The sequence below is a fragment of the Gilliamella sp. X-57 genome (assembly GCF_057063565.1).
On record NZ_JBXSQI010000004.1, the window covers coordinates 50,199 to 75,093 of the forward strand.

The following is a 24,895-nucleotide window of genomic DNA, read 5'->3' on the forward strand; positions in this document are numbered from 1 at the left end:
TATTAGTAAATAAGTTTTAGGACACATACTCATTTTCGATAAAACTTATGTGTCCTTATTACTAACTTATTAATTAATAAAATTTTTATAAAATTCTGATTCAAATCGCATAATTGCACTATTTTTTGGCTCATTTTGTCTATCGGCGTGGTAACCCGATATTAACTGCACAAAAGCCACATATCTGCCATCAGACTTTTGGATAAATCCAGCTAAATTATAGCATCCTTGAATATAACCAGTTTTGGCTCGTATTGTCTCTTTAAAAGGCGCTTGATTAAAACTCTTACGATTTTGTAACGTACCATCAACCCCAGCAATTGGTAACATTTCAATAATCCTTAATTGCGTATTATGGGCAGCAATGTATTGCAAAATTTCCATTAATTTGTCAGCACTCACCAAGTTTAATCGAGATAATCCAGAACCATCAGCAATAACTAGGTTCTCAAGATTAATACCTGCTTTTTTGCGTAAAATTTGCTTAACAGCATCACCACCATTACGCCACGTACCTTGAACATGATAATAATGAGCACCTAACGTTCTAAAAATAGCATCTGCATATAAATTGTTCGATTTTTTAAGCATCACGGTTAACAGATCAGAAAGAGGTGCTGATTGATTAGAAGCTAGCAAAGACAACTGTTCACTAGTTCTCTGATTGCGTTCAAAGAGTGATCCGGTATAAGTGATTTGTTGTTGCTTAAGTTCATTTTTAAAGATAGTAGAAAAATATTCAACACCATCAATTACCGCAAATTTTAACGGCGTTTTATCCGAACTTGAGGCAATGCATCCTGATAGATAATAACGATTTTTACCTGAATAGGTAACATCTAATTCACAATACTTATCATTGAGATCTTTACTGTTTTTTGCGATCGTTTTCACATCACCTGTCACGACAACAGGAATATTTGATGACTTAGAAATAGAGGCCTTCGCGCCTACTTTACCTGGGGTCACTGTTGCATAGAAACAATTATCATCAATAATCACTGCTGATGGTGGAGCATTGTAACACGCTGTTAGATTATTCCATGACCATCCCTGAGCTTTGTCATGACTTGTAAATATTGAAGTATCGAGAATCACATTTCCTACAATTTTTTCAATACCTTTTTGACGTAGCTCCGCAATCATATTTTTTAATTGCGCGCGAGTAAAAGTAGGATCGCCACTAAACTGAATAATCAGATCACCATTTAACTGTCTATTACTAACCGTGCCACTAGTTTGCATGCGCGTTATAAACCTGAAATCACGCCCTAATTCGAGCTCAGCAGCCAAAGCGGTTATTACTTTCTGAGTGCTGGCAGGTTGTTTAAACTGATCACTTTTATATTTTGCTAATGTCTTAGGATTACTTCCTACAGACTGAATCAAAACGGATAAATCACTTCCTTTAGGTAAAGAAGATACGTAAGGTTCCACTGATTGTGCATGTAATAACCCTGAAAAAAGAGGAAGAAGAAAGAAAATAATTACCCTAAATTTTATCATGAATGTTGGCTCAGAAAGTGATTAAATTAAAACAGTTAAACAAGACCTGCAAATATAACTTTTTTTGATTTAGCTAGCAATATATACTCAATCACTTTTATAATTATGATCTATTTAATGATTCAACATAATAAGAAACAAAACTCACTCCATATAGCATTTAATACTAGGTAATATAATTATGATTCAAGACTCATTAGGCTTTCCAATAGAAACTATATTGGTATTTATTGGACTAGCCCTAGCCGCAATTATTATTGATTTATATGCTCACCATAACGATAAACCAATTAGTTTAAGCAATGCCATTATTTGGTCACTATTTTGGATAATAGTTGCCCTAGGGTTTGCACTCTATTTGTACCTTCATCATGGCAGTACTATAGCCAGCTTATTTATTACAGGTTATGTCCTTGAAAAAGCATTATCGGTCGATAATTTGTTTGTGATTATGGCTATTTTTTCGTGGTTTGCGGTACCCAATAATTATCGTCATCGCTTACTTTATTGGGGAGTTATTGGTGCTATTATATTTCGCGCCATATTTGTCGTAATTGGTACAGGTTTGTTATATTTGGGTCCTTGGATGGAATTTGTATTTTCAATCTTAGTTGCTTGCACAGGAATTATGATGTTGAAAAATAAAGATAAAGACCAAGATATCAAAGATTACTCAAATCACTTTGCATTTCGCATTGCCAAACGTATTTTTCCATCTTATCCCAAAATTGTCGGCCACCACTTTTTATTATCTCAAAAACAACTTGATACAGAACTTACTAAATCTGAAAACAAAAATTTAGTTGATAAAATACCTAAAAGCAAGTTTTATGCTACACCGCTATTTTTATGTATTATTGTAATTGAACTCAGTGACGTTATGTTTGCCTTTGATTCTGTTCCTGCGGTAATTGCTGTCAGCCAAGAACCACTAATCGTCTATAGTGCCATGATCTTTGCTATTTTAGGTCTTAGAACGATGTACTTTATTTTACAAGCCATGAAACAGTACTTAGTTCATCTTGGTAAGGCGGTTATCTGCTTACTCTTTTTTATTGCCGGAAAATTAGCTTTAAATGCAAGCAATCATTTATTGGGATATGGTATTGATATCGATCCAACTACAAGTCTTTATATCGTTTTAGGCATACTTGCTTTGGGTATTATTGCCAGTATTATCTGGCCAGAAAAAAGTAAAGCTCAATAAATGCAATAATGATATGGCAGGATTTCCTGCCATTTTGAGTTTAGATTCATTGGCGTTTTAAAGAGCGAATAAAATAGCTCACACCTAAAATAACAAACCAAATAGGGGTTGCTACTAACGCTTGGCGGGTATCAGCCTCAAAAGTAAGTAACACAATCACGAAAGCAAAAAACGCTAAACAGACACCGCACATCAAAATCCCACCGGGCATTTTAAATTGAGATTGTTCATGTAAGCTTACTTTTTTACGACGATAAGCAAGATAAGAAATAAGAATCATCGACCAAATAAACATAAATAAAATAGCCGAAACTGTGGTTACTATAGTAAAGGCTTCCATGACATTAGGCACTAAGTAAATCAAAACCACACCACCAAATAAACAAGCACACGAAAATACTAAACCATTCGCTGGCACTGAACGACTTGATAATTTGCCAAAAGGCTCTGGCGCATCTTGTTTTTTAGCAAGTCCAAATAGCATTCTGCTTGTTGAGTAAATACCACTATTAGCAGAAGATGCAGCTGATGTTAGTACTACAAAATTAATAATACTTGCAGCCGCAGGCAGACCAATTAAAGTAAATAACTCAACAAATGGACTTTTATTTGGGGAAATTAACGTCCAAGGTGTGACACTCATAATAATGATTAAAGCAAAAACATAGAAAAAGATAATACGTGCTGGCACAGAGTTAATAGCACGAGGTAAATTTTTGTTCGGATCGACTGTTTCTGCAGCGGTTGTGCCAACTAATTCAATTCCCACAAAAGCAAAAATAGCAATTTGAAAGCCAGCAAAAAAACCCATAGTACCATGAGGGAATAAACCACCGTATTGCCATAGATTTGAAAATGTAGCTGTGGTATCAGTTTGTTCGGAATGGAAAGCCGTTACAATAAGCATTAGTCCAATACCAATCAGAGCTAAAATTGCAACAATCTTAATCATTGAAAACCAAAACTCTGTCTCGCCAAACATTTTTACAGTTAATAAATTTAAAGTTAATAGTAAGACAACCGTCAATAACATTGGTATCCAAGATTGCAGTTCAGGAAACCAATGCTGCGCATATCCAGCAATTGCAATAACATCCGCAATTCCTGTAACCACCCAGCAAAACCAATAAGTCCAACCAGTAAAAAAACCCGCCCAAGGGCCTAAAAGGTCGTTGGCAAAATCACTAAAAGACTTGTACTTCAAATTAGAAAGAAGAATTTCCCCCATTGCGCGCATAACAAAAAAAAGGATAAAACCAATAATCATATACACAAAAATAATAGAAGGTCCAGCAAGGCTAATTGTCTTCCCTGAGCCCATAAATAAGCCAGTACCAATTGCACCACTAATTGCAATTAATTGAATATGACGGTTAGAAAGGTTTCGCTTTAGATCATGCTTTGAGGATGTAATGCTCATCGCTTTTATTACCTTTTAGTTTTCAAAATGTTCTAATATTTCTTTCATTATAGGACTATAAAGTCTCCAACGTTAAATCGCAAGCTGAATCTTTATGAAAAATTTTTATGGTTAGTTCATAATTATTGGTAGTTTCTTATAATAGAATTGTGTAGCATAAATAGCTATATTACTTAACTTATTATAATAATCTACCAAGATGAAAGAAAAAGAACACTATTATCGTTTTTATTTTTTATGTACTTTGTTTATTTTATTCCTTCTAACTACTAGTAGCCAAAGCGTCTCAAATAAACCAATCAAACAAGGTCAACAATATCAAGATGGAAACCTTTTTTTACCACTTAACATAAACTACCCTAAGTTAGGTACTCCTGTAAATATTTCAGACTACCTTATCCAAATTGCCAAAATTAAATCATCATCACCATCTTTGTATCGTAAAAATGAACATATCTATAAAGCCATCGATGCTTGGATTAATCGTTCTTTAGGAACTGATGAGTTTAATAAAGTTGGACTTAATAGCTATGAAATGTCTGGACAAGATGGGTATGGAAATGTACATTTGACAGGTTATTACACCCCAATAATCAAAGTAAGAAACCAACCTACCATAGAATTTAAATATCCTATCTACAAAATGCCCACTGATAGTGAAGAGCAATTACCCAATCGTGAACAAATTTATAATGGTGCACTTGCCAATAAAAATCTTGAAATAGCCTACAGCAATTCTTTGATAGATAACTTTATTATGGAAGTACAAGGTAGTGCTTATGCTGATTTTGAAGATAATTCACCTTTAGTCTTCTTCAGCTATGGTGGTAAAAATGGTCATGGCTATTCAAGTATTGGAAGATTATTGGTAGAACAAGGTGAAATAGAAAAAGAAAAAATGTCGATACAAGCTATCAAAAATTGGGCTAACAATAACAGTGAAACAAAACTTAAAGACTTGTTAATTCAAAACCACTCATTTGTGTTTTTCGAACCACAATATAACGCTGAAGTAAAAGGAGCTGCGGCAGTACCTTTAGTTGCCAATGCATCTATCGCATCTGATACTTCACTAATACCTATTGGTTCTGTAGTATTAGTTGATGTTCCTCTTCTTGATAACGATGGCACATATCGTGGCAGACGGGAAAATCGTTTAATGGTGGCTCTTGATGTAGGTGGTGCGATAAAAGGCCAGCATTTTGACCTTTATCTGGGCATTGGTGATAAACCAGGCGAATTAGCAGGATACTATAACCACTATGGACGTGCATGGGTGCTAAAGCCTTAAACGACTAACATCGACGCCATTAAAAGAACCTGTTAGAATAAAGCAATACAAGCTGAATTGAGGATAGCTCATGAGATTATGCGACAGAGATATCGAAGCGTATTTGCAAAACGGTAAATTAAAAATAACACCGCAACCTGCTACAAGCAGTATTAATGGTGCGACAGTTGATGTTAGATTAGGCAACCAATTTCGAACTTTTCGAGAACATACCACACCTTATATAGATTTAAGTGGGCCTAAAGAAGAAGTATCAGCAGTGTTAGAACGAGTGATGAGTGAAGAAATTGTATTACCTGAGGGTGATGCCTTTTACCTACACCCTGGAGAATTAGCATTAGCGGTAACATTAGAATCAGTCACCATTCCTGACAATTTGGTTGGCTGGTTAGATGGACGTTCATCGCTTGCCAGACTAGGACTTATGGTTCACGTTACAGCTCATCGCATCGATCCCGGTTGGCAAGGACAAATTGTTTTAGAATTTTATAATTCAGGAAAAATCCCATTAGCGCTTAGACCAGGAATGACAATCGGAGCGCTCAGTTTTGAAACACTTACTGGATCTGCTGCAAGACCATATAATAGAAGACAAGATGCAAAATATAAAGACCAACATGGCGCTGTCGCCAGTCGTATTGATAAAGACTAAGCAGTTTATAACTATAATAAAGGAACATTAATATGATCAAAAAAATATTGGTTATTCTATTTGCCTTAATTCTACTTATCACAATTAGTATTTTTTCGCTTATTGTTTTTGTTGATCCTAACAACTTTCGTGGGTTTATCTCTGATACAGTGAAAGATAAAACAAGTTATGAGTTATCTATTGATGGCAATTTGCGCTGGCATATATGGCCACAAGTGAGTATTCTAACCGATTCAGTAAAACTATATGATAATGGTGCTCAAAAACCGATTTTAACAGCAGATAATATGAGACTAGATGTTGAATTACTACCTCTTTTCTCAAAAAAATTATCAGTTAAAAATGTATTTATCAAATCAGCAATCATCAACATTACCGATGAAAGTAAAGGCAATATTGCAAAAAATGATACTAACCGACCATCTATTAACGCTAATACTCATGAGGCATCTAATTCAAAAGATCAAAAAAATTCATCTAATTGGAAATTTAGCTTAAATAAATTTGAAGTTGCTGATAGTACTGTGGTGCTGCAACATAAAAATGATCTCATTAATTTCAGAAATATTAATCTAATAGTAGAACAAAATAAAGATAAAAATATCTCAATCGATCTAAACGGTAATATTGATAAAAATCAACAAAATGCATCATACATCGCCCATGCTTATGTCGATTTAAATCAATTCCCTGAACAAGCAACAATCAACTTAAAACAATTTGATTTCACTTATAAAGGCGTCGCTAATTCAACCAAAGAACTAAAAGGTAACATAAATGGCGTATTTAACTATCAGCAGACACCTAATTTGCTGAAAAGCCAAAATTTATCTTTTTCAATTAATGACAATTATTTTACTGGTACTATCAATGCAGATTTAGCAAATAAACCGTACATAGATTTGCAATTAAATTCAGATAAAATCGATCTCTCCTCATTTTTGAAAATAGATGAAAAATCGAATAAAAAGACAACTAACCAACAAACCTCGCCTGTGGTATCAAATATCACAAAAACCACTAATGAATTAAGCTTTCTAAATACTTTTAATGCTAAAGCTAAGTTAAATATTAAACAAATCAATGCCAACAAAATAACATTAAACAATATTGACATTGATATGACTAATAATGACGGTATTGCAATATTTAAAAACATCAGTTTAGATTTTGCTAAGGGTCATATAGTTGCAACAGGTATTGCAAATGGCAAACAAAAAAATACACTAGTCAAACTTAATACCAAGATAACTGATGTTGATTTAAATTCATTTTTTAACCAAATAGATACAGCTCATGATCTAGAAGGCTTATTTAACGCTACTGGGGATTTAGAAAGTAACAGCGTATCAGGCACTAAATTATTAGCTAGCTTACAGGGTGATGTGGCAATTATTGTGACTAATGCAAGACTCAACAATATGAATATTCAAAGTATTATCCAAAATGCTGTAGCTCAATATTCAAAAGATGTCATAACACCTGAAAATCAAAAAAAATATACCGAATTTCATAAAATTTCGGCCAATGCTGGCTTGAAACAAGGTAATTTGGAATTTTCAACTTTAACTGCTAATTCTGAAACACTTGATATCATTGATGGTTCAGGCAAAGTCGGAATATTAAAACAGGACTTGGATATAAATTTGAACTTAAAAATGCTAGGTGGCTGGAATGCTAAAAATGAAACTATTGCAAAACTACAAAAGTTGACAATACCGCTACGCATTTATGGTCAATTTACTAAGCTTCGTTACCAAATTGATATTGGCAAATTAGTTACCGATGTTCTGAGCGATAAATTACAAGAACGTTTAGAAAAACTTCGCGATAAATTAGAAAATCATAATTCTAAAGATAATTCGAAGTCTAAATCAAGAGCTACCGATATCTTAGGAGAATTACTAAGAAAGTAACAATAAAAAAGGTGAGCAAAACTCACCTTTTTTATGTCTAAGATATAAGCTGATTATAAAATAAACTTACTTAAATCTTCATCTGCAACAAGTTTATCTAAATGATCACCAACATATTTAGCATCAATTGTGACAGTTTGTCCATCAAGTTCACTAGCTTCAAATGAGACTTCTTCCATCAAACGCTCTAATACAGTATGCAATCTACGCGCACCAATATTTTCATTTTGCTCATTCACTTGCCATGCTGATTCGGCAATCTTACGAATACCGTCAGGAGTAAAATCGATATTAACACCTTCGGTAGCCATTAGCGCCTTATATTGAACCGTAAGTGAAGCATTTGGTTCAGTTAAAATACGCTCAAAATCTTCACTAGTTAGTGCTTGTAATTCAACTCGAATAGGCAACCGACCTTGCAATTCAGGGATTAAATCAGATGGATTTGCTGTTTGGAAAGCACCTGAAGCAATAAACAAGATATGATCTGTTTTAACAGAGCCATGTTTAGTCGACACAGTACAACCTTCAACTAATGGTAACAGATCCCGTTGCACCCCCTCACGTGAAACATCTGGACCTGATGAGTTACCACGTTTACAAACTTTATCTATCTCATCAATAAAAACAATTCCGTTTTGTTCAACTGCCTCAATAGCTTCATGTTTAAGATCATCAGGATTAACTAATTTAGCAGCTTCTTCTTCAATTAACTGTTTAAATGCATCTTTGATCTTCATTTTCCGTGGTTTAGTTTTTTGTCCACCTAAATTTTGAAACATTGACTGTAACTGATTAGTCATCTCCTCCATACCTGGAGGCGCCATAATTTCAACACCAATATTGACACCTGCGACTTCAATTTCAATCTCTTTATCATCAAGTGCACCTTCACGTAGTTTTTTGCGAAAAGCTTGCCTTGCAGCTGAATCAGAATTATTCTCAACCTGTCCCCAACCATCTTTAGCTGGTGGTACAAGTACATCTAAAATCCGATCCTCTGCTAATTCTTCCGCTCTATTACGGTTGCGTTCAATTGCTTGTTGACGGATCATTTTTACCGCAGAATCGGTTAAATCACGAATAATGGAATCAACTTCTTTACCCACATAACCAACTTCAGTAAATTTAGTCGCTTCGACTTTAATAAACGGTGCATGTGCTAATTTTGCTAAACGTCTTGCAATTTCCGTTTTACCAACACCTGTTGGGCCAATCATAAGTATATTTTTAGGCGTAACTTCATGACGCAATGTTTCATCTAGCTGCATCCGACGCCAGCGATTACGCAATGCTATAGCCACAGAACGTTTTGCTTTATCTTGTCCAATGATATGTTGGTTTAATTCGCTTACAATTTCGCGAGGAGTCATTTCAGACATAATAATATTCTCTTTAATTCGGTTAATTAGTAATTGAGTTCTTCAATAGTTTGGAAGTTATTGGTATATACACAAATATCGCCCGCTATTGACAATGATTTTTGTACGATATCGTGTGCAGAAAGTGAGGTATTATCTAGTAAAGCTCGAGCCGCTGCTTGCGCATAAGGACCGCCAGACCCAATTGCAATTAAATCATCTTCTGGCTGGATAACATCACCCGTACCTGTAATAATCAATGATGCACTTTCATCAGCAACAGCAAGTAATGCTTCTAGTTTGCGTAACATTCTGTCTGTTCGCCAATCTTTAGCTAGTTCAACAGCGGCTTTGGTTAAATGCCCTTGGTGCATTTCTAATTTCCGCTCAAACAACTCAAATAGTGTAAAAGCATCAGCAGTACCACCAGCAAAACCTGCAATCACTTTGTTATTATATAAACGACGAACTTTACGGGCATTACCCTTCATAATAATACGTTCGCCTAACGTGACTTGACCATCACCACCAATAACGACTTGCCCCTCACGACGGACACTGACAATTGTTGTCATGTTCTGCTCCTTCTTTTACTTAAAAACTTGATTCGAAATGAATAGAGGATATATTGGGATGATTAATGTAATTTCAATATTCACATTTGAAGATATAGATAATTTATTGTAAAAAAGTTTCAGAAAACATCGTGTTTGCGTATAAAAATTATTTCGGTTGGAAGTCAATTGTCATCGTTTTGACTTGATTATAAAAACCACTTGCAGGTTTGGGAATTACAGCTTGTTTAGTCGCCGCAAGCGCTTCTCGACATAATGCGTCATCACCACCTTTTGCACTAACATCAAGTAATAAGCCATCAGGTGCTATTTGAATATCTAACACACAATTTCGACCACTATATAATTTGTTAGGATTAATAAACTTATTACTGATGGCATTTTGAACTAAAGATTTATATTTATTAAGTTCTCCATCTGAAACACCTTTACGAGCAGCGGCACCACCTGATGGAGTTGGTGCGCCTGATGTCAATCCACCTAGCAGATTATCAAGTTCTTTATCTTTTTTAGCTTGTGCGGCTTTTTTTGCTTTTTCGGCAGCGGCTTTTTCAGCGGCTTGTCTTTTTGCTTGTTCTTCTTTTTGCTTATTTAATTCTTCTTGTTTACGTTCATTTTCAATTCGTTGCTTTTCAATAAGTTCTTGCTCAGCTTTAGCTTTAGCTTCTTGTTTCGCCAATTCTTGTTGTTTACGCAAAGTTTCTTCTCGTTGTTTATCCAACAATTCTCGCTCTGCTTTTAATTTAGCCTCTTGCTCTGCTTTTTGCTTTGCTAATTCAGCCTGCTGTTGCTCTAAACGCTGTTTTTCAGCCTGTCTTTTTTGCTCTTCTAACTGTTCTTTCACTTTGCGAGCTTCTTCTTCTTTTTGCCTTGCTAGCTGTGCAGCTTGTGCAGCCTCTGCTTCTTGCCTTTGTAGCTGTTCAACTTTTAAACGCTCCTTTTCTAGCTCTTTAAGTCGCTGTTGTTGGGCAAGCTGCTGCTCTTGTAGTTTTTGAGCCTGCTCATCTACTTGTTGCTGCCTTTGTTGTTCTGCTTGTTTTTGGCTAACCTGTGCCTTTAATTGCCTTTGATATTGTTCGGTCATGACGGAAGGATCAACCATAATAGCATCAATTGCATTTCCATTAACGCTACCATAGTTAACATCGTTATCATACATAGCTCGGTAACCCAAAATAATAATTAAAATCACATGTAATATAATGGATACTATAATAGCTATACTTAATTTTGAATTTGACTTATAAGACATTGCAAACTTCTTGCTATATTATTTTATTTAAATTGGTTGAGTCATTAAACCTACAGACTTAACACCTGCAGATTGTAATAAATTCAACGCTTTTATAATTTCTTCATAGGGAACATCTTTAGCGCCACCAACTAAAAAAACAGCTTTTTCGTTAAGTGACATCTGTTGCTTAACTTCTGCAACAATTTGTTCTTGTGGTAAATTAGATTGACGGTTCTGATCAATAATCAATGAATATATACCAATACCTGACACTTCAATAATGATTGGTTTATTTTCTGAAGAGGAGACCGTTTTAGATTCCGACGCTTGTGGCAGATCAACCTCAACACTTTGACTAATAATTGGCGCTGTTGCCATAAAAATAAGCACTAGCACTAATAATACATCAAGCAAAGGTACGATATTGATTTCAGATTTAGGTGTATAACGTGAACGTCTACTCATAATTATTTCCTGACAGCAACGGCTTGACGTTGTAAAATTGCTGAAAATTCATCAATAAAGTTAAGGTAGCTTTGTTCAATTCGGTTGACACTTAATGACAAGCGATTATAGGCAAGAACCGCAGGAATAGCGGCAAATAAACCAATTGCAGTTGCAATCAATGCCTCAGCAATCCCGGGTGCAACCATTTGTAATGTTGCTTGTTTAGCAGAGCCTAAAGAAATAAATGCATTCATAATACCCCAGACAGTACCAAACAAACCAATATATGGACTAATAGAACCCACTGTACCTAAAAAAGGGATACGCAATTCTAAAATATCAAGCTCACGATTCATTGCTAAGCGCATAGAGCGTGATGCACCATCTAAAGCCGATTCAGCCATATTTGGGTTAATTTGATATAGACGTGAAAACTCTTTAAAACCTGAATAGAAAATATGTTCTGTACCACTAATATCTTCTTTATTAAATTTTGCTTTATCAAATAACACATTTAAATCATCAGCGGCCCAAAAGCTATTATCAAATTGTTCAATTTGTTTCGTTGCTTTACCTAAGATTTTAGTTCGTTGAAATATAATAGCCCACGACATAACAGAAAAAATAAGTAACAACAGCATAACGCATTTTACTAACAAACCTGCTTGCAAAAACAGATCAATAATATTCATATAAACTCCAAAACTAATAACTCAGGAAGCCCACATGGCTTCATCTTAGTGATATTCACACAAGCAATAAGAACATCCGCTGTGCTGATAACTTGGTTATTTTGATTAAAAATAGTCTGCTTAAAAATAATAGACGCCTTGCGAACTTGCTCAGCACTAGTCTTAATAGTCAGCATATCATCTAAACGAGCTGGGAAATGGTAGCTAATATCCAGCTTTTTAACCACAAAAGCAATACTTTCTTGTAATAGCTTTTGCTGGCTAATATTAAGTTGCCTTAGCATTTCTGTCCTAGCTCGTTCAAAAAAAGCAAGATACCTAGCATGGTAAACGACACCACCCGCATCTGTGTCTTCATAATAAACTCTTGCATTCCATATAAATTGTTTCATGTTCAAATCGCACTAATTAAATTTGAGACTATTATATCTGAATACAAAATTCGCTGCACTATGATATGAAAAAAATCAAATGAAAACAATTATCATTTATTATTTATTTTTAACAGCATATCCAAAAATAAAAAAGGTGGCTATTTGCCACCTCTTTTTTATTACTTTTTAAATCATATTATTTGTTATTAGACTCTTTTTCGCTACTGTCTCGCTCAACCCATAAGCCAATTACAGCGGATAGCATACATGCAGCAATAAGTCCTATAAACCATAAAACGTAATACATAGTAGTTCCTTAATAAAGAGAATGTTTATTATTTTCGATATGATTTTTATCCAGTCTTCCAAACATTTTAATATATGACCAAATGGTATAAAAAAGAACAATAGGTAAAAATATAAGAACAACAACAAACATAATATTAAGTGTTAATTGACTTGATGATGCATCCCATATTGTCAAACTTGCATTTGGCATAATGCTTGAAGGCATAATGAATGGGAAAGTTGCAATGCCATAGGTGAATAGAACACACGTAATGGTTAATATTGATGAAATAAATACTAATGCATTTTTATTTAAACTAGAAAAAAGAATAGTTAATAGTGGTAATATTACACCCAAAGCAGGCACTATCCATAAAATAGGATAATTCATATAATTGGCTAACCACGATGCATCAGTAGATACTGTTTTACTTAGCGGATTAGATGACGCATTATAATCAATCACACTAGTAACTTCATAACCATGAATACCAAATGCCACCCAAACACCTGCTAACACAAATGTAATTAACATAACTAAATTAGCGATTTGTGTAGCTTTTCTGGCTCTTAAATAGAGCTCACCTGATGTTTTCATTTGTAACCATGCTCCACCATGAGCAACAAATAACATTAAGCTCACAACGCCAGTCAATAATGCAAAAGGATTAAGCAAACCAAAGAAGTTACCATCATAAAACACGCGATAAGAGTTATCAAATCTAAATGGAACTCCTTCTAATAAATTGCCAAAAGCGACCCCAAAAACGAGTGCAGGTACAAAGCTACCAGCAAAAATGCCAGCATCCCATAAATTACGCCATTTTGAATTTTCTAGCTTACTGCGATAATCAAAACCAATTGGTCTAAAAAACAGCGCACAAAGCACTAAAATCATCGCAATATAAAAGCCAGAAAATGACGCAGCATAGGCCATAGGCCAGGCGGCAAATATTCCCGCTCCAGCGGTAATTAACCAAACTTGGTTACCATCCCAATGAGGCGCAATTGCATTAATCATAATACGACGTTCCGTATCTGTTTTACCGATAAAAGGTAATAAAATACCCACGCCCATATCAAAGCCATCTGTGACAACAAAACCGATTAAAACAACACTAATCAGCACCCACCAGATGACGCGTACAATTTCGTAATCAATCATTGTGTATACTCCCTATGCCTTATTTTGTTATCGGTTGTGTTTTTTCATAATGATAGTTGCCAGTGCCCAAAGAACTTGGTCCTAAGCGAGCAAATTTAAACATTAAGAATAATTCAGCAACTAAGAACAATGTATAAAGCCCACAAATAAGTACCATAGTGAATAACACTTCACCCGCTGTTAATGATGAATTTGCCACTCCAGTTGGTAAAATATCTTGAATAGCCCAAGGTTGACGTCCATATTCTGCAACAAACCAACCACATTCACAGGCTAACCAAGGGAACGGTAAAAATAGAACTAATAAACGATGTAACCAACGTTTTTCACCAATTTTATTTTTATATGTTGTCCATAACGCAAATCCAGTCCCAAGAATCATTAACACACCTAGACCTACCATCACTCTAAATGCCCAAAATAGTGGCCATACTGTAGGTATTGAGTCCTCTGTCGCAGCTTTAATATGTTCTTCAGTCGCTTGAGGAATAGTTAAATTATCACGATCGGTAAAGCGTTTAACTAGATAACCATAGCCTAAATCAGCTTTATTATCCTCAAATGCTTTAAGGACGTCAGGATCTTGATTGCCTTGTTGGATTTTTTCTAAATTTGTATAAGCTAAAATACCTTTACGAATTCTCGTTTCGTTATTCGCTAATATATCTCTTAATCCAGTTACTTGCGTGTCAAATGAACGCGTCGCCATTATGCCCATTGCATAAGGAATTTCTATTGCAAATAAATTTTCTTTATTCTTTTGTGACGGAAAGGCAATCACATTGAATGATGCAGGTGCTGGTTGAGTTTCCCATTCAGCTTCAATGGCAGCAAGTTTAGCAGGTTGGACAGTTGTCAGTTCGTGCCCCGCTTCATCGCCCATAATAGCAACTACAATTGACATGATAAGACCAAAGGGAGCAGCCACAGCAAAAGAACGTTTTGCAAATCCGACATCCCGTTTTTTTAGTAAATAATAAGAGCTGATGCTTAATACAAAGATCGCACCGGTCAAATAACCAGCAGCAACAGTATGAACAAATTTATATTGAGCAACGGTGTTAGTAATCAACTCAAAAAAGTTCGCCATTTCCATGCGTGAATTAATTGGGTTAAATTCAGAACCCACTGGGAATTGCATCCACCCATTAGCAACTAAGATCCAAAGTGCTGAAAGATTAGAACCGAATGCAACACACCAAGTTACCATTAAATGTTTACCACGGCTTAATCTATCCCAACCAAAAAAGAATAAACCTACCATGGTTGATTCTAAGAAAAATGCCATTAAACCTTCAATGGCTAATGGCGCACCAAAAATATCACCCACATAATGTGAATAATAAGACCAGTTAGTACCAAATTGAAATTCCATGGTCAAGCCAGTTGCGACCCCAACAGCGAAGTTGATAGCAAACAGCTTGCCCCAGAATTTTGTCATATCTTTCCAAACTTGCTTGCCACTAACAACGTATACCGTTTCCATAATTGCTAGCATAAACGCTAAACCCAGCGTTAATGGTACAAAAATAAAATGATACATTGCAGTGAGTGCAAACTGGAGACGTGAAATTTCTACTATATCTAACATAAACGCTCCCTAAATCTCAAATGCTCACAAATTTTTTACGTTATTGATGAACATTATACACAGATAATTACAAAATAATAATTGATATACATCAAAAAAACTATATCGTAATTTGTTTTTTTACAGCATCGCCGATATCAGTAAGACTTGTTACAACCGTAATACCTGCCGATTGCAATGCTTTAGATTTTTCCGCCGCGGTGCCTTTATTACCCGAAATAATGGCTCCTGCATGCCCCATGCGTTTGCCTGATGGAGCAGAAACACCGGCGATATAAGCAATCACAGGCTTAGTTACATGTTTTTTAACATATTCAGCGGCTTCTTCTTCAGCGCTCCCACCAATCTCGCCGATCATTACAATAACTTCAGTTTTAGGATCTTGCTCAAGTAACGCTAAAATAGAAATAAAATCGCTACCTGGAATAGGATCACCTCCAATACCCACACACACAGATTGCCCTAAACCAATATCGGTTGTTTGTTTAACCGCTTCATAAGTTAGTGTTCCAGAACGAGAAACGATCCCCACCTTTCCTGCTCGATGAATATGACCTGGCATAATACCTATTTTACATTCATCTGGGACAATAATCCCCGGACAGTTCGGTCCAATCATTACGACATCATTTAGCCTTAATTTTTCTTTAACAACTAACATATCTAAAGTTGGGATACCTTCAGTAATACAGACAATGAGTTTAATACCTGCATCAATTGCTTCTAAAATCGAATCTTTACCAAATGCGGCTGGCACATAAATGACACTTGCTGTTGCACCTGTTGCTTCAACCGCTTCTTTAACTGTATTAAAAACGGGTAAACCCAAATGAATTGTACCACCTTTGCCTGGCGTCACGCCACCAACTAACTTGGTACCATAAGCAAGTGCTTGCTGTGAATGGAAAGATCCTTGACTACCAGTGAATCCTTGGCAGATAACTTTGGTTTCTTTATTAACTAAAATTGACATAATAACTATTCTCCACGCTCCCTATTATTAGGCAACAGCGACAATTTTTTGAGCAGCATCGGTTAAACTTTCTGCAGTAATAATATTTAATTCACTTTTCGCTAAAATTTCTCGAGCAAGCTCAGCATTATTACCTTCAAGACGAACAACAACAGGAACAGTAAGACCTATTTCTTCAATTGCACTAATGACACCATCGGCAATTAAATCACAACGAACAATACCACCAAAAATATTAACTAAAATCGCTTTCACGTTTGTATCAGATAATATTAACTTAAATGCTTCAGTAACACGCTCTTTCGTCGTGCCACCTCCCACATCCAAAAAGTTAGCAGGTTCTCCACCATGTAGTTTAATAATATCCATCGTTGCCATCGCAAGACCTGCGCCATTTACCATACAACCAATATTACCATTTAATGATACATAGCTAATACCTTGTTTTGCAGCGATTGACTCACGTTCATCTTCTTGCGTTGTATCTCTTAAAATATTTAAGTGTGGGTGTCTAAAAAGACCATTATCATCTAAAACAACTTTTGCATCTAAACAAACTAGCTCATCTGAATCAGTAATCACTAACGGATTGATTTCGGCTAGTGAAACATCATTTTCTAAAAAGAGTTTTGCAAAATTAACAAATAATTTTGTAAACTGATTCACTAATTTTCCTGTTAACCCCAATTTAAACGCAAGTTCACGACCTTGATAAGCACAAGGACCGATTAAGGGATCAAGTGAAGTTTTATAAATTAAGTGTGGTGATTTTTCGGCAACGCTTTCTATATCAACGCCACCTTCTGTTGATGCCATAATCACAATACGCTTCGAACTGCGATCGACCACCGCGCCTAAATACAGTTCTTTCTGAATATTAGACGCCTTTTCAATTAAAATCTTATTAACTGGCTGACCTTTATCGGTGGTTTGATAAGTAACAAGATACTGCCCCAACCATTTTTCAGCAAATTGCTTTATTTCATCATAACTTTGAGTACATATAACGCCACCGGCTTTACCTCTCCCGCCGGCATGAACTTGACATTTAGCAACCCAAAGGCCTGAATCTGCCTGTGAAGATAATTCAGATAACGTATCTTGTACTTCATTAATTGAATTACAAACATACCCCTCAGGTACGGGCAAATTATATTGTTTAAAAAGATATTTAGATTGATATTCATGCAAGTTCATAAAGACATTCCACAGCCTAAATTAATATAAAAACAGGCGATAATTCTAATGCAAGATAAATAAATTGTATAGCAAATAATAAGTTATGTTTAGGGTTAGTCAGGATTATTGCTGATAGTAAGTGACAATGATATACTTCTAGAATATTTTAATATCGAAAATAATAAAGGTACAAATATGAAACAAGTTGGTATTTTTTTTGGTAGTGATACTGGCAACACAGAAAATGTAGCTAAGCAAATCCAACTCATTTTAGGTAGTGACAACGCCGAGCTTTTTGACATTGCAAAAGCTACTAAAGAAAACATTGAACAATACAATTATCTATTTTTTGGCATTCCAACTTGGTACTATGGCGAATCACAAGCAGACTGGGATGACTTTTTCCCTAATTTAGAAAAAATTGATTTTAACGGTAAAACTGTGGCGATTTTTGGTTGTGGCGATCAAGAAGACTATGCCGAATATTTTTGTGATGCCATGGGAACACTTCGCGATATTATTGAGCCTAAAGGAGCCAAGATTGTTGGGCATTGGTCAACCGAAGGTTATAGTTTTGAAGCGTCAAAAAGTTTAGTTGATGACGCACATTTTGTTGGTTTAGCGATTGACGAAGATCGTCAACCTGAATTAACTGAAGAAAGAATTAACAATTGGGTGAACCAAGTTAAAACCGAAATGAAAATTTAAACTATTAAAATGATTTCTTTTATTTACCGTATATAGTTCCTATAATAAGTAATTATTCATCACTAATGGAAAGTAATATGACAAATCATGATAATAATGCGGCACTCAAAAGCGCTGGTTTAAAGGTTACACTACCTCGATTAAAGATTTTAGAGTTATTACGCGATCCTTCATGTCAACATATTACAGTAGAAGATCTTTATAAAAAACTACTTGATATGGGTGAAGAAATCGGGCTTGCAACCGTTTATCGTGTTTTGAATCAATTTGACGATGCAGGCATTGTGACACGCCATAACTTTGAGGGTGGCAAAGCAGTTTTCGAACTAGCTACACAGCAACATCACGATCATTTAATTTGTTTAGATTGTGGCGAAGTATTTGAGTTTCGCGATGATATTATTAATGCGAGACAAAAAGAAATCGCCGAACAATATGGTGTAAAATTAACTTTTCACAGTTTATATCTTTATGGGCATTGTCAATCTGGTAACTGTAAAGCGCATCCTGAACTTCATCACAAAAAATAAGCCTATTCCAATAGGCTTTTTACTTATTTACAATATACCAACTCATCTTTTGTACTAGGTTAATAATTAAATGAAACAACTTTTAAACTTTATTCCGCTTATATGCTTTTTTATTTTTCTAACCATGTATGATGTCTTTGTTGGCGTTCAAGCATTAATGATCGCGGCAACAGTATGTTTTCTTCTCATTCTTATTCTATATAGAAAAATAGATAAAGTAGAGTTGATTTCTTATCTAATGATCATGGTTTTCGGTGGATTTACACTTTATTTGCGTGACCCAAATATAATCAAATGGAAAGTCACTATTATTAATTTTTTATTTGCCACAGCCTTATTAGTTAGCCAATTTATTTTTAAAAAAAACCTACTTCAAAAAATGCTTGGCAAAGAAATACAGCTTGATACTGCTATTTGGAATAAACTCAATTTATTATGGATCTTCTTTTTTATATTATGTGGCACCATTAGTTTAGGTGCAACCTATTACACGACTGATGATTTCTTTTGGATATTTAAAGTATTTATTTTACCTGCCGCATCGTTACTATTATCGTTAATATCAGGTATCTATATTTACAAAAATATGAATAAAGATATAGATAATAAACAATAAGTTATAATAAACGGAGTATTTTAGCATGACACAAGATACAACCCCTAAAGGTCAATTAGTGCTTAGAACGCTTGCCATGCCGGCTGATACCAATCCTCACGGACACATTTTTGGTGGGTGGATCATGTCTCAAATGGATCTTGCTGGCGGTATTTTATCAAAAGAGATCGCGAGAAATCGAGTTGTAACAGTTAATGCTAGTAGCATTACATTTTACAAACCAGCAATGGTCGGTGATGTTGTTTGTTGTTATGCGCGTTGCATCAAAACAGGAAAAACATCAATCACGATAGGTATTGAAGTTTGGGTTAAAAAAGTCATTGATACATCTGACACTACACAACGTTTTTGCATAACAGATGCTGTATTCACTTATGTTTCAGTAGATAAACATAATAATCCCAAACCATTACCTGAGGTTTTTCAACATTATGATTGTACTAAAGATCCAATAGCTAAACTGAATCTAACTCATAGCTAAGTAAATATGCAATTTACCTCATTTCATGCTTTAATCAGCACTTTGATCTTCCTTGTTTATTGGCTGATTATTGTTTCAACAACATTACGAATTGTCTTCAAACGAAGACCAACGACTTATGTTATTGCATGGATGTTAGTCATTTATATCTTACCGCTTGTTGGTGTGTTTCTTTATTTTACATTGGGCGAAGCTCACTTAGGTCAGCAACGAGCTAAACGAGCGCAAAAAATGCGTCCAACGATTTCCAAGTTTATTAACCGACTAAGTGACTTTCCAGATATCTTCACTAAAAACGTAAGCCAAGTCAGCAAGCCGATTTTCCAGCTTTGTAAACACCAAACAGGGCTTGATGGAATTAATGGTAATCATATTGAGCTATTGAGTGAAACAAATGTAATTTTTGACCGCTTAATTGATGATATCAATCAAGCAACGTCAAATATTGAAATGGTATTTTATATCTGGAATGAAGGTGGTCGGGCAGACGAAGTCGAGCAAGCACTCATTCAAGCAACACAGCGAGGGGTAACTTGCCGATTAATGGTTGACTCTGCCGGTAGCAGACATTTTATTAAAACTAATGCCAGTAAAAGAATGCGTGATGCGGGCATCATCATTGTCGAAGCTTTACAAGTCAACTTGCTTCGATTTATGTTTCGACGTCTGGACTTACGTCAACACCGCAAAGTGGCTATTATCGATAACTATATTACTTATACTGGCAGCATGAATATTGTCGATCCACGTTTTTTCAAACAAAATAAACATGTTGGCAAGTGGGTTGATATCATGGTCAGAGTAAATGGTCCAGTTACAACACTCATGGGCGCTATATATGCCTGCGATTGGCAGCTAGAAACAGGCAAATATTTAGCCCTACCACAAATCACTGATTTTGCCGAACCACCAGAAGATAAAAAACATATTATGCAATTAATCGCATCGGGTCCTGGTTATATGGAAAGCATGATACACCAAGTATTATTAACGGCAATTTATTCAGCGCAAGAACAAATTATTTTTACTACACCTTATTTAGTACCAACTGATGATATTTTACATGCTGTATGCACCGCAGCTCAGCGAGGTGTCGAAGTCATCATCATTATTCCTAAAAACATTGATTCACTAATGGTAAAATGGGCAAGCCGGGCTTTCTTTTCTGAATTATTAAACGGTGGTGTCAAACTTTATCAATTCAACGATAACTTATTACATACCAAAAGTGTTTTAATCGATAATCAATTAAGCCTTGTTGGCACTGTAAATTTGGATATGCGCAGCTTATGGCTTAATTTTGAAATTACAGCGGTAATTGATGATGCAGAATTTGCTCAGTCACTATCAATTCTCTTACAAAAATATTTATCTCATTCAGATAAAATAAGTACTGAAAAATGGAACCAACGCCCAATTTGGCAACGCATTGTTGAACGACTGTTCTACTGTTTTGCTCCTTTGCTATGATTTTTAAGTTAATTTTAAGCTCGCAACTATTATTACTATTCGTTAATAACCACTTTGAGAAACGTCGGGTAAAAACTGATTATCCGCTAAACGATAAACTTCGCTCTCGATAGAACCATCAGCATTAAGTGTGATTTCTCGCCAACCTGGCGCATCGTCACTTGATACTTGAAAATCATAACATTCAGGCTTAAATTGAAAACACGTTGAAGGAGTTGAAAACGCATGACAATGATGCCAAACATAATCTTGTTTTTGATGAATGTGTCCCCAACCTATTCCCTTTACATTAACATTTTTTTGAATAATTTGCACGAATTGGTCACTATTTTTTAAAATATGGTGATCTAACCAATGACATCGAGAATTAATTGGATGATGGTGTAAAAAAACTAATGCATCTCGGTCAACATGCTCAGTTAAAGCATTTTGTAAAAATTCAAGTTCAGATTCGGGTAAAAATCCATATGCTTGACCAACAACTTGGCTATTTAATAAAACAACCAGCCAGTTATCCCCCAATAACACTATTTTATTATCAGCCAGCTGATAACTTGCAAACACATCTTGCATACTAGTATAGTTATCATGATTGCCAGCTAACCACACACAAGGCGTATTAAACTTGCTTATTTGCTCGGCAAAACGGGCATAAGCTTTTTTAGAACCATCTTGTACAAAGTCACCAGTTGCCACAATCAAATCAAACTGCTTATTATTACGTCCAATTTCATTGATAACTGCTAAAAAACTTGCATTGGAATTAATACCAAGCAATGAACCATCTTCATCAGCAAAAAGATGAGTATCAGTTATATGCAATATTTTACCGTAATTTTTATTACGAATTGGAAGTTTTAACAATGACCTCAAAATTCACTCCAATTACTTATCAATCTATAATTATGGTTAATAGTGTCAGCAACAAAACAAGCATTGTGACAGGCAACATAATTTTTATTATAAATCTTAGTGTTATACAAAAGTGTAAAACAGATCACACTTTTATGAAAGAAATAATTAAATATGAATATTAAAAAAGTTATTCCCACTCTTTTTTTAATAACTGATAATTAAGTTCTAACCATTGAAGCGCAATAATTGATGCAGCATTGTTAATCACTCCATCTTTGACCCATTGATAAGCTTGATTGCGACCGACAACATGAACTTTAATATCTTCGCTTTCTTCATCAAGACCATGAATACCTTTGGCTGTTGATGAATCGACTTCACCCACTAAAATATGCAATTGTTCTGTTAACCCACCGGGTGATGCTAAATAACTGATGATAGGTTTACATCGACCAATAACGACTCCAGCTTCCTCCATTGCTTCACGTTTTGCTACTTCTTCAAATGATTCATTTTCATGATCCATCATGCCTGCAATGAGTTCTAGCATCCAAGGACTATCTTGCGTTTCAATAGCGGCAATCCGGATTTGTTCAATTAGCACAACTTCATCACGTTTTGCATCATATGCTAAAAGTACAACTGCATGTCCACGTTCTAAAATTTCGCGTGTTACAACCTCGCTCATTGAGCCATCAAATTTGCGATATTGAAAGCGATATTCAAACAAAGAAAAAAAACCTTTATACAAGATTCGTTTAGTTAGATTAAATACATCATTTTTGTCAAAATGTACCGGATTATTTTTAATTTTCATATATATTCTCGATTTTAAAATGAATTTGAATAAAAAGTGCGAATGGCATGCAAACTATGCTTACTATATACTAATTATCTGTTAAAATTACGCCATTAAAAATACTACTATATTTTAATGATTTTTAAAGAGAAGATTAATGAAAAAAACTTTAACCTTTTTAATTGGCTTAACATTAAGTCAATCTGTCTTTGCTGAAAATTTGATTCAAGTTTATGAACAAGCAAAAGAAACTAACCCAGATCTGCGCAGTTCATTAGCTGAAAAAAATAAAGCATACGCGGCAATTTCAGGTTCTCGAGCGAGTTTACTACCGCAAGTTGGTTTAAGTGCTTCTTACGGTGTAACTCATGGTCGACGTGATACCAGTGGTATAAAATCCAAAAGTGGCAATTTATATCAAGTAACGGCATCTCAAAGCATTTTTAATTTCTCAAATTGGAAAGCCTTGGATATTACAAAAAAACAAGCAAGTGTTGCCGATATTGCTTATCAATACCAAGGTCAAACATTAATCTTAAATACTTCTGTTGCTTATTTTAATGTACTAAAAGCACTGGATGCATTGAGCTTTATTGATGCCCAGAAAAAAGCCATTGGACGTCAGTTAGAACAAACTCGTCAACAACACCAAGTCGGTTTAGTCGCCATTACTGATGTACAAAATGCCCAAGCTAACTATGACCTAACTGTTGCACAACAAGTTAACGCATTAAATGAACTAAACAATGCGATCGAGGATTTACGTCAAGTAAGCGGTCGTTTTTATTCTAATTTAGCAAGCGTTAACACCAACACCTTTAGAACGGAAAACCCAACGCAAATCAGTACATTGTTAAAGCAATCCGAAGCTTCTAATCTTAATTTATTAACAATGAAATTAAATCGAGACATCGCACGTGAACAGATCAAACTTTCACAAGCAGGTCATATGCCTACAGCAAGTGTAGATGCATCAACTAATTTGAATAAAACTGATAGGTATGGTAATAACATAGCGCCTGGTGCACATGGTGGTAAATCTTATTCAGGAAATAACTATGTTGGTGTTAGTGTAAATCTACCAATCTTTTCGGGTGGTGCAACAATGTCTAAAGTTGAACAAGCACAACAAAATTACGTGAGTTTCAGCGAAAAACTAGAAAGTACTAATCGTGGCGTAATTAATCAAGTACGTTCATCATACAACAATATTTCATCATCAATAAGCGCAATCAAAGCTTATCAACAAGCAGTGGTTTCTGCACAAAGTTCATTAGAAGCCACTAATTCTGGTTATCAAGTTGGAACTCGAACAATTGTTGACGTATTAAATGCAACAACCCAGCTATACAATTCTAAACGAAATTTATCTGATGCAAAATATAATTACCTAACTAGCTTACTCCAATTAAAATACGCAGTAGGAACCTTAACTGCCAACGATTTAGTTTATTTAAATAATATGTTAGGTAAAGAAGTGAGCACGTTAGTGACGATAAAATAACTATTAGTTCTTTTATTACAACTGTTAAAAAAGGCGAGCAAATCGCCTTTTTTATTATGGA

General features: G+C 35.1%; 25 protein-coding genes. 10 read left to right on the top strand and 15 right to left on the bottom strand.

Annotated features, from left to right (window positions below; genetic code table 11):
- Positions 1–69: 69 nt before the first annotated feature.
- On the bottom strand, positions 70–1,506 hold the full coding sequence (gene dacB, locus ACYIAL_RS03105; protein WP_483750951.1) for a serine-type D-Ala-D-Ala carboxypeptidase: 1,437 nt from the start codon (positions 1,504–1,506) through the stop codon (positions 70–72).
- 181 nt (positions 1,507–1,687) lie between these two features.
- On the opposite strand from dacB, the gene ACYIAL_RS03110 reads away from it, so the two are divergent.
- A complete protein-coding gene (locus tag ACYIAL_RS03110) occupies positions 1,688–2,713 on the top strand; it encodes a TerC/Alx family metal homeostasis membrane protein (RefSeq protein ID WP_483750952.1) in 1,026 nt (341 codons plus the stop codon).
- A 46-nt stretch (positions 2,714–2,759) separates the two neighbouring features.
- Here ACYIAL_RS03110 and cycA read toward each other — a convergent pair whose 3' ends face one another.
- The gene (gene cycA / locus ACYIAL_RS03115; protein WP_483750953.1) at positions 2,760–4,133 is read right to left on the bottom strand and encodes a D-serine/D-alanine/glycine transporter; all 1,374 of its coding nucleotides are present in this window, start codon (positions 4,131–4,133) and stop codon (positions 2,760–2,762) included.
- A 199-nt stretch (positions 4,134–4,332) separates the two neighbouring features.
- On the opposite strand from cycA, the gene mltA reads away from it, so the two are divergent.
- The 3 genes from mltA (at position 4,333) to asmA (ending at position 7,992) form a co-directional block, all read left to right on the top strand.
- A complete protein-coding gene (gene mltA / locus ACYIAL_RS03120; RefSeq protein ID WP_483750954.1) occupies positions 4,333–5,424 on the top strand; it encodes a murein transglycosylase A in 1,092 nt (363 codons plus the stop codon).
- Between the two features lie 70 nt (positions 5,425–5,494).
- Positions 5,495–6,076 carry a dCTP deaminase gene (dcd, locus tag ACYIAL_RS03125; protein WP_160430106.1) on the top strand — a complete coding sequence of 194 codons (582 nt, stop codon included), beginning with the start codon at positions 5,495–5,497 and terminating at the stop codon, positions 6,074–6,076.
- Between the two features lie 32 nt (positions 6,077–6,108).
- A complete protein-coding gene (gene asmA / locus ACYIAL_RS03130) occupies positions 6,109–7,992 on the top strand; it encodes an outer membrane assembly protein AsmA (protein ID WP_483750955.1) in 1,884 nt (627 codons plus the stop codon).
- Between the two features lie 53 nt (positions 7,993–8,045).
- On the opposite strand, the gene hslU is transcribed toward asmA, so the two are convergent.
- From hslU to sucC, 11 genes are all read right to left on the bottom strand, one after another.
- On the bottom strand, positions 8,046–9,374 hold the full coding sequence (hslU, locus tag ACYIAL_RS03135; RefSeq protein ID WP_160430104.1) for an HslU--HslV peptidase ATPase subunit: 1,329 nt from the start codon (positions 9,372–9,374) through the stop codon (positions 8,046–8,048).
- 26 nt (positions 9,375–9,400) lie between these two features.
- Positions 9,401–9,928, bottom strand: coding sequence for an ATP-dependent protease subunit HslV (gene hslV / locus ACYIAL_RS03140; RefSeq protein WP_025316169.1), 528 nt, complete (start codon positions 9,926–9,928; stop codon positions 9,401–9,403).
- 148 nt (positions 9,929–10,076) lie between these two features.
- A complete protein-coding gene (tolA, locus tag ACYIAL_RS03145; RefSeq protein WP_483750956.1) occupies positions 10,077–11,180 on the bottom strand; it encodes a cell envelope integrity protein TolA in 1,104 nt (367 codons plus the stop codon).
- Between the two features lie 27 nt (positions 11,181–11,207).
- Entirely contained in the window at positions 11,208–11,627 is a 420-nt protein-coding gene (tolR, locus tag ACYIAL_RS03150) for a colicin uptake protein TolR (protein ID WP_160430102.1), read from the bottom strand.
- 2 nt (positions 11,628–11,629) lie between these two features.
- A complete protein-coding gene (tolQ, locus tag ACYIAL_RS03155) occupies positions 11,630–12,301 on the bottom strand; it encodes a protein TolQ (protein ID WP_160430101.1) in 672 nt (223 codons plus the stop codon).
- Entirely contained in the window at positions 12,298–12,699 is a 402-nt protein-coding gene (gene ybgC / locus ACYIAL_RS03160) for a tol-pal system-associated acyl-CoA thioesterase (protein ID WP_483750957.1), read from the bottom strand. The genes tolQ and ybgC overlap by 4 nt, the downstream gene beginning before the upstream one ends.
- A 172-nt stretch (positions 12,700–12,871) precedes the next feature.
- Entirely contained in the window at positions 12,872–12,982 is a 111-nt protein-coding gene (locus ACYIAL_RS03165; protein ID WP_160430099.1) for a cytochrome bd oxidase small subunit, CydX/CbdX family, read from the bottom strand.
- 9 nt (positions 12,983–12,991) lie between these two features.
- On the bottom strand, positions 12,992–14,128 hold the full coding sequence (cydB, locus tag ACYIAL_RS03170) for a cytochrome d ubiquinol oxidase subunit II (RefSeq protein WP_483750958.1): 1,137 nt from the start codon (positions 14,126–14,128) through the stop codon (positions 12,992–12,994).
- A 19-nt stretch (positions 14,129–14,147) separates the two neighbouring features.
- Positions 14,148–15,719, bottom strand: a complete 1,572-nt coding sequence (locus ACYIAL_RS03175) for a cytochrome ubiquinol oxidase subunit I (protein ID WP_483750959.1) — start codon at positions 15,717–15,719, stop codon at positions 14,148–14,150.
- Positions 15,720–15,819: 100 nt separating this feature from the next.
- Entirely contained in the window at positions 15,820–16,692 is an 873-nt protein-coding gene (gene sucD / locus ACYIAL_RS03180; RefSeq protein ID WP_483750960.1) for a succinate--CoA ligase subunit alpha, read from the bottom strand.
- A 27-nt stretch (positions 16,693–16,719) separates the two neighbouring features.
- Positions 16,720–17,889, bottom strand: coding sequence for an ADP-forming succinate--CoA ligase subunit beta (gene sucC / locus ACYIAL_RS03185; protein ID WP_483750961.1), 1,170 nt, complete (start codon positions 17,887–17,889; stop codon positions 16,720–16,722).
- Positions 17,890–18,066: 177 nt separating this feature from the next.
- On the opposite strand from sucC, the gene fldA reads away from it, so the two are divergent.
- The 5 genes from fldA (at position 18,067) to cls (ending at position 21,676) form a co-directional block, all read left to right on the top strand.
- Positions 18,067–18,579 carry a flavodoxin FldA gene (gene fldA / locus ACYIAL_RS03190; protein WP_160430094.1) on the top strand — a complete coding sequence of 171 codons (513 nt, stop codon included), beginning with the start codon at positions 18,067–18,069 and terminating at the stop codon, positions 18,577–18,579.
- Between the two features lie 77 nt (positions 18,580–18,656).
- Positions 18,657–19,109, top strand: a complete 453-nt coding sequence (gene fur / locus ACYIAL_RS03195) for a ferric iron uptake transcriptional regulator (protein WP_065637350.1) — start codon at positions 18,657–18,659, stop codon at positions 19,107–19,109.
- A gap of 70 nt (positions 19,110–19,179) precedes the next feature.
- A complete protein-coding gene (locus ACYIAL_RS03200; RefSeq protein ID WP_483750962.1) occupies positions 19,180–19,725 on the top strand; it encodes an inner membrane-spanning protein YciB in 546 nt (181 codons plus the stop codon).
- 25 nt (positions 19,726–19,750) lie between these two features.
- Positions 19,751–20,206: an acyl-CoA thioester hydrolase YciA gene (gene yciA, locus ACYIAL_RS03205; RefSeq protein ID WP_160430091.1), complete on the top strand. Its 456-nt coding sequence runs from the start codon at positions 19,751–19,753 to the stop codon at positions 20,204–20,206.
- A gap of 6 nt (positions 20,207–20,212) precedes the next feature.
- Positions 20,213–21,676 (top strand): cardiolipin synthase, encoded by a 1,464-nt coding sequence (cls, locus tag ACYIAL_RS03210; protein ID WP_160430090.1) that lies wholly within the window; start codon positions 20,213–20,215, stop codon positions 21,674–21,676.
- A 42-nt stretch (positions 21,677–21,718) separates the two neighbouring features.
- Here the strand turns inward: cls and cpdA are convergent, their stop codons facing one another.
- Together cpdA and nudF are read right to left on the bottom strand one after the other, a co-directional pair.
- Positions 21,719–22,549 (bottom strand): 3',5'-cyclic-AMP phosphodiesterase, encoded by an 831-nt coding sequence (gene cpdA / locus ACYIAL_RS03215; protein WP_483750963.1) that lies wholly within the window; start codon positions 22,547–22,549, stop codon positions 21,719–21,721.
- Positions 22,550–22,718: 169 nt separating this feature from the next.
- A complete protein-coding gene (nudF, locus tag ACYIAL_RS03220; RefSeq protein WP_160430088.1) occupies positions 22,719–23,348 on the bottom strand; it encodes an ADP-ribose diphosphatase in 630 nt (209 codons plus the stop codon).
- 139 nt (positions 23,349–23,487) lie between these two features.
- On the opposite strand from nudF, the gene tolC reads away from it, so the two are divergent.
- Positions 23,488–24,834, top strand: a complete 1,347-nt coding sequence (tolC, locus tag ACYIAL_RS03225) for an outer membrane channel protein TolC (protein ID WP_483750964.1) — start codon at positions 23,488–23,490, stop codon at positions 24,832–24,834.
- Positions 24,835–24,895: the final 61 nt, after the last annotated feature.

Coding starts and splice junctions, on each gene's coding strand:
- sucD (WP_483750960.1), bottom strand. CDS start 16,692: ATGTCAATTTTAGTTAATAAAGAAACCAAAGTTATCTGCCAAGGATTC.
- tolC (WP_483750964.1), top strand. CDS start 23,488: ATGAAAAAAACTTTAACCTTTTTAATTGGCTTAACATTAAGTCAATCT.
- tolA (WP_483750956.1), bottom strand. CDS start 11,180: ATGTCTTATAAGTCAAATTCAAAATTAAGTATAGCTATTATAGTATCC.
- hslV (WP_025316169.1), bottom strand. CDS start 9,928: ATGACAACAATTGTCAGTGTCCGTCGTGAGGGGCAAGTCGTTATTGGT.
- yciA (WP_160430091.1), top strand. CDS start 19,751: ATGACACAAGATACAACCCCTAAAGGTCAATTAGTGCTTAGAACGCTT.
- tolQ (WP_160430101.1), bottom strand. CDS start 12,301: ATGAATATTATTGATCTGTTTTTGCAAGCAGGTTTGTTAGTAAAATGC.
- tolR (WP_160430102.1), bottom strand. CDS start 11,627: ATGAGTAGACGTTCACGTTATACACCTAAATCTGAAATCAATATCGTA.
- ACYIAL_RS03165 (WP_160430099.1), bottom strand. CDS start 12,982: ATGTATTACGTTTTATGGTTTATAGGACTTATTGCTGCATGTATGCTA.
- fldA (WP_160430094.1), top strand. CDS start 18,067: ATGAAACAAGTTGGTATTTTTTTTGGTAGTGATACTGGCAACACAGAA.
- hslU (WP_160430104.1), bottom strand. CDS start 9,374: ATGTCTGAAATGACTCCTCGCGAAATTGTAAGCGAATTAAACCAACAT.
- ACYIAL_RS03175 (WP_483750959.1), bottom strand. CDS start 15,719: ATGTTAGATATAGTAGAAATTTCACGTCTCCAGTTTGCACTCACTGCA.
- ACYIAL_RS03200 (WP_483750962.1), top strand. CDS start 19,180: ATGAAACAACTTTTAAACTTTATTCCGCTTATATGCTTTTTTATTTTT.
- cydB (WP_483750958.1), bottom strand. CDS start 14,128: ATGATTGATTACGAAATTGTACGCGTCATCTGGTGGGTGCTGATTAGT.
- nudF (WP_160430088.1), bottom strand. CDS start 23,348: ATGAAAATTAAAAATAATCCGGTACATTTTGACAAAAATGATGTATTT.
- fur (WP_065637350.1), top strand. CDS start 18,657: ATGACAAATCATGATAATAATGCGGCACTCAAAAGCGCTGGTTTAAAG.
- asmA (WP_483750955.1), top strand. CDS start 6,109: ATGATCAAAAAAATATTGGTTATTCTATTTGCCTTAATTCTACTTATC.
- dacB (WP_483750951.1), bottom strand. CDS start 1,506: ATGATAAAATTTAGGGTAATTATTTTCTTTCTTCTTCCTCTTTTTTCA.
- mltA (WP_483750954.1), top strand. CDS start 4,333: ATGAAAGAAAAAGAACACTATTATCGTTTTTATTTTTTATGTACTTTG.
- ACYIAL_RS03110 (WP_483750952.1), top strand. CDS start 1,688: ATGATTCAAGACTCATTAGGCTTTCCAATAGAAACTATATTGGTATTT.
- cls (WP_160430090.1), top strand. CDS start 20,213: ATGCAATTTACCTCATTTCATGCTTTAATCAGCACTTTGATCTTCCTT.
- sucC (WP_483750961.1), bottom strand. CDS start 17,889: ATGAACTTGCATGAATATCAATCTAAATATCTTTTTAAACAATATAAT.
- dcd (WP_160430106.1), top strand. CDS start 5,495: ATGAGATTATGCGACAGAGATATCGAAGCGTATTTGCAAAACGGTAAA.
- cycA (WP_483750953.1), bottom strand. CDS start 4,133: ATGAGCATTACATCCTCAAAGCATGATCTAAAGCGAAACCTTTCTAAC.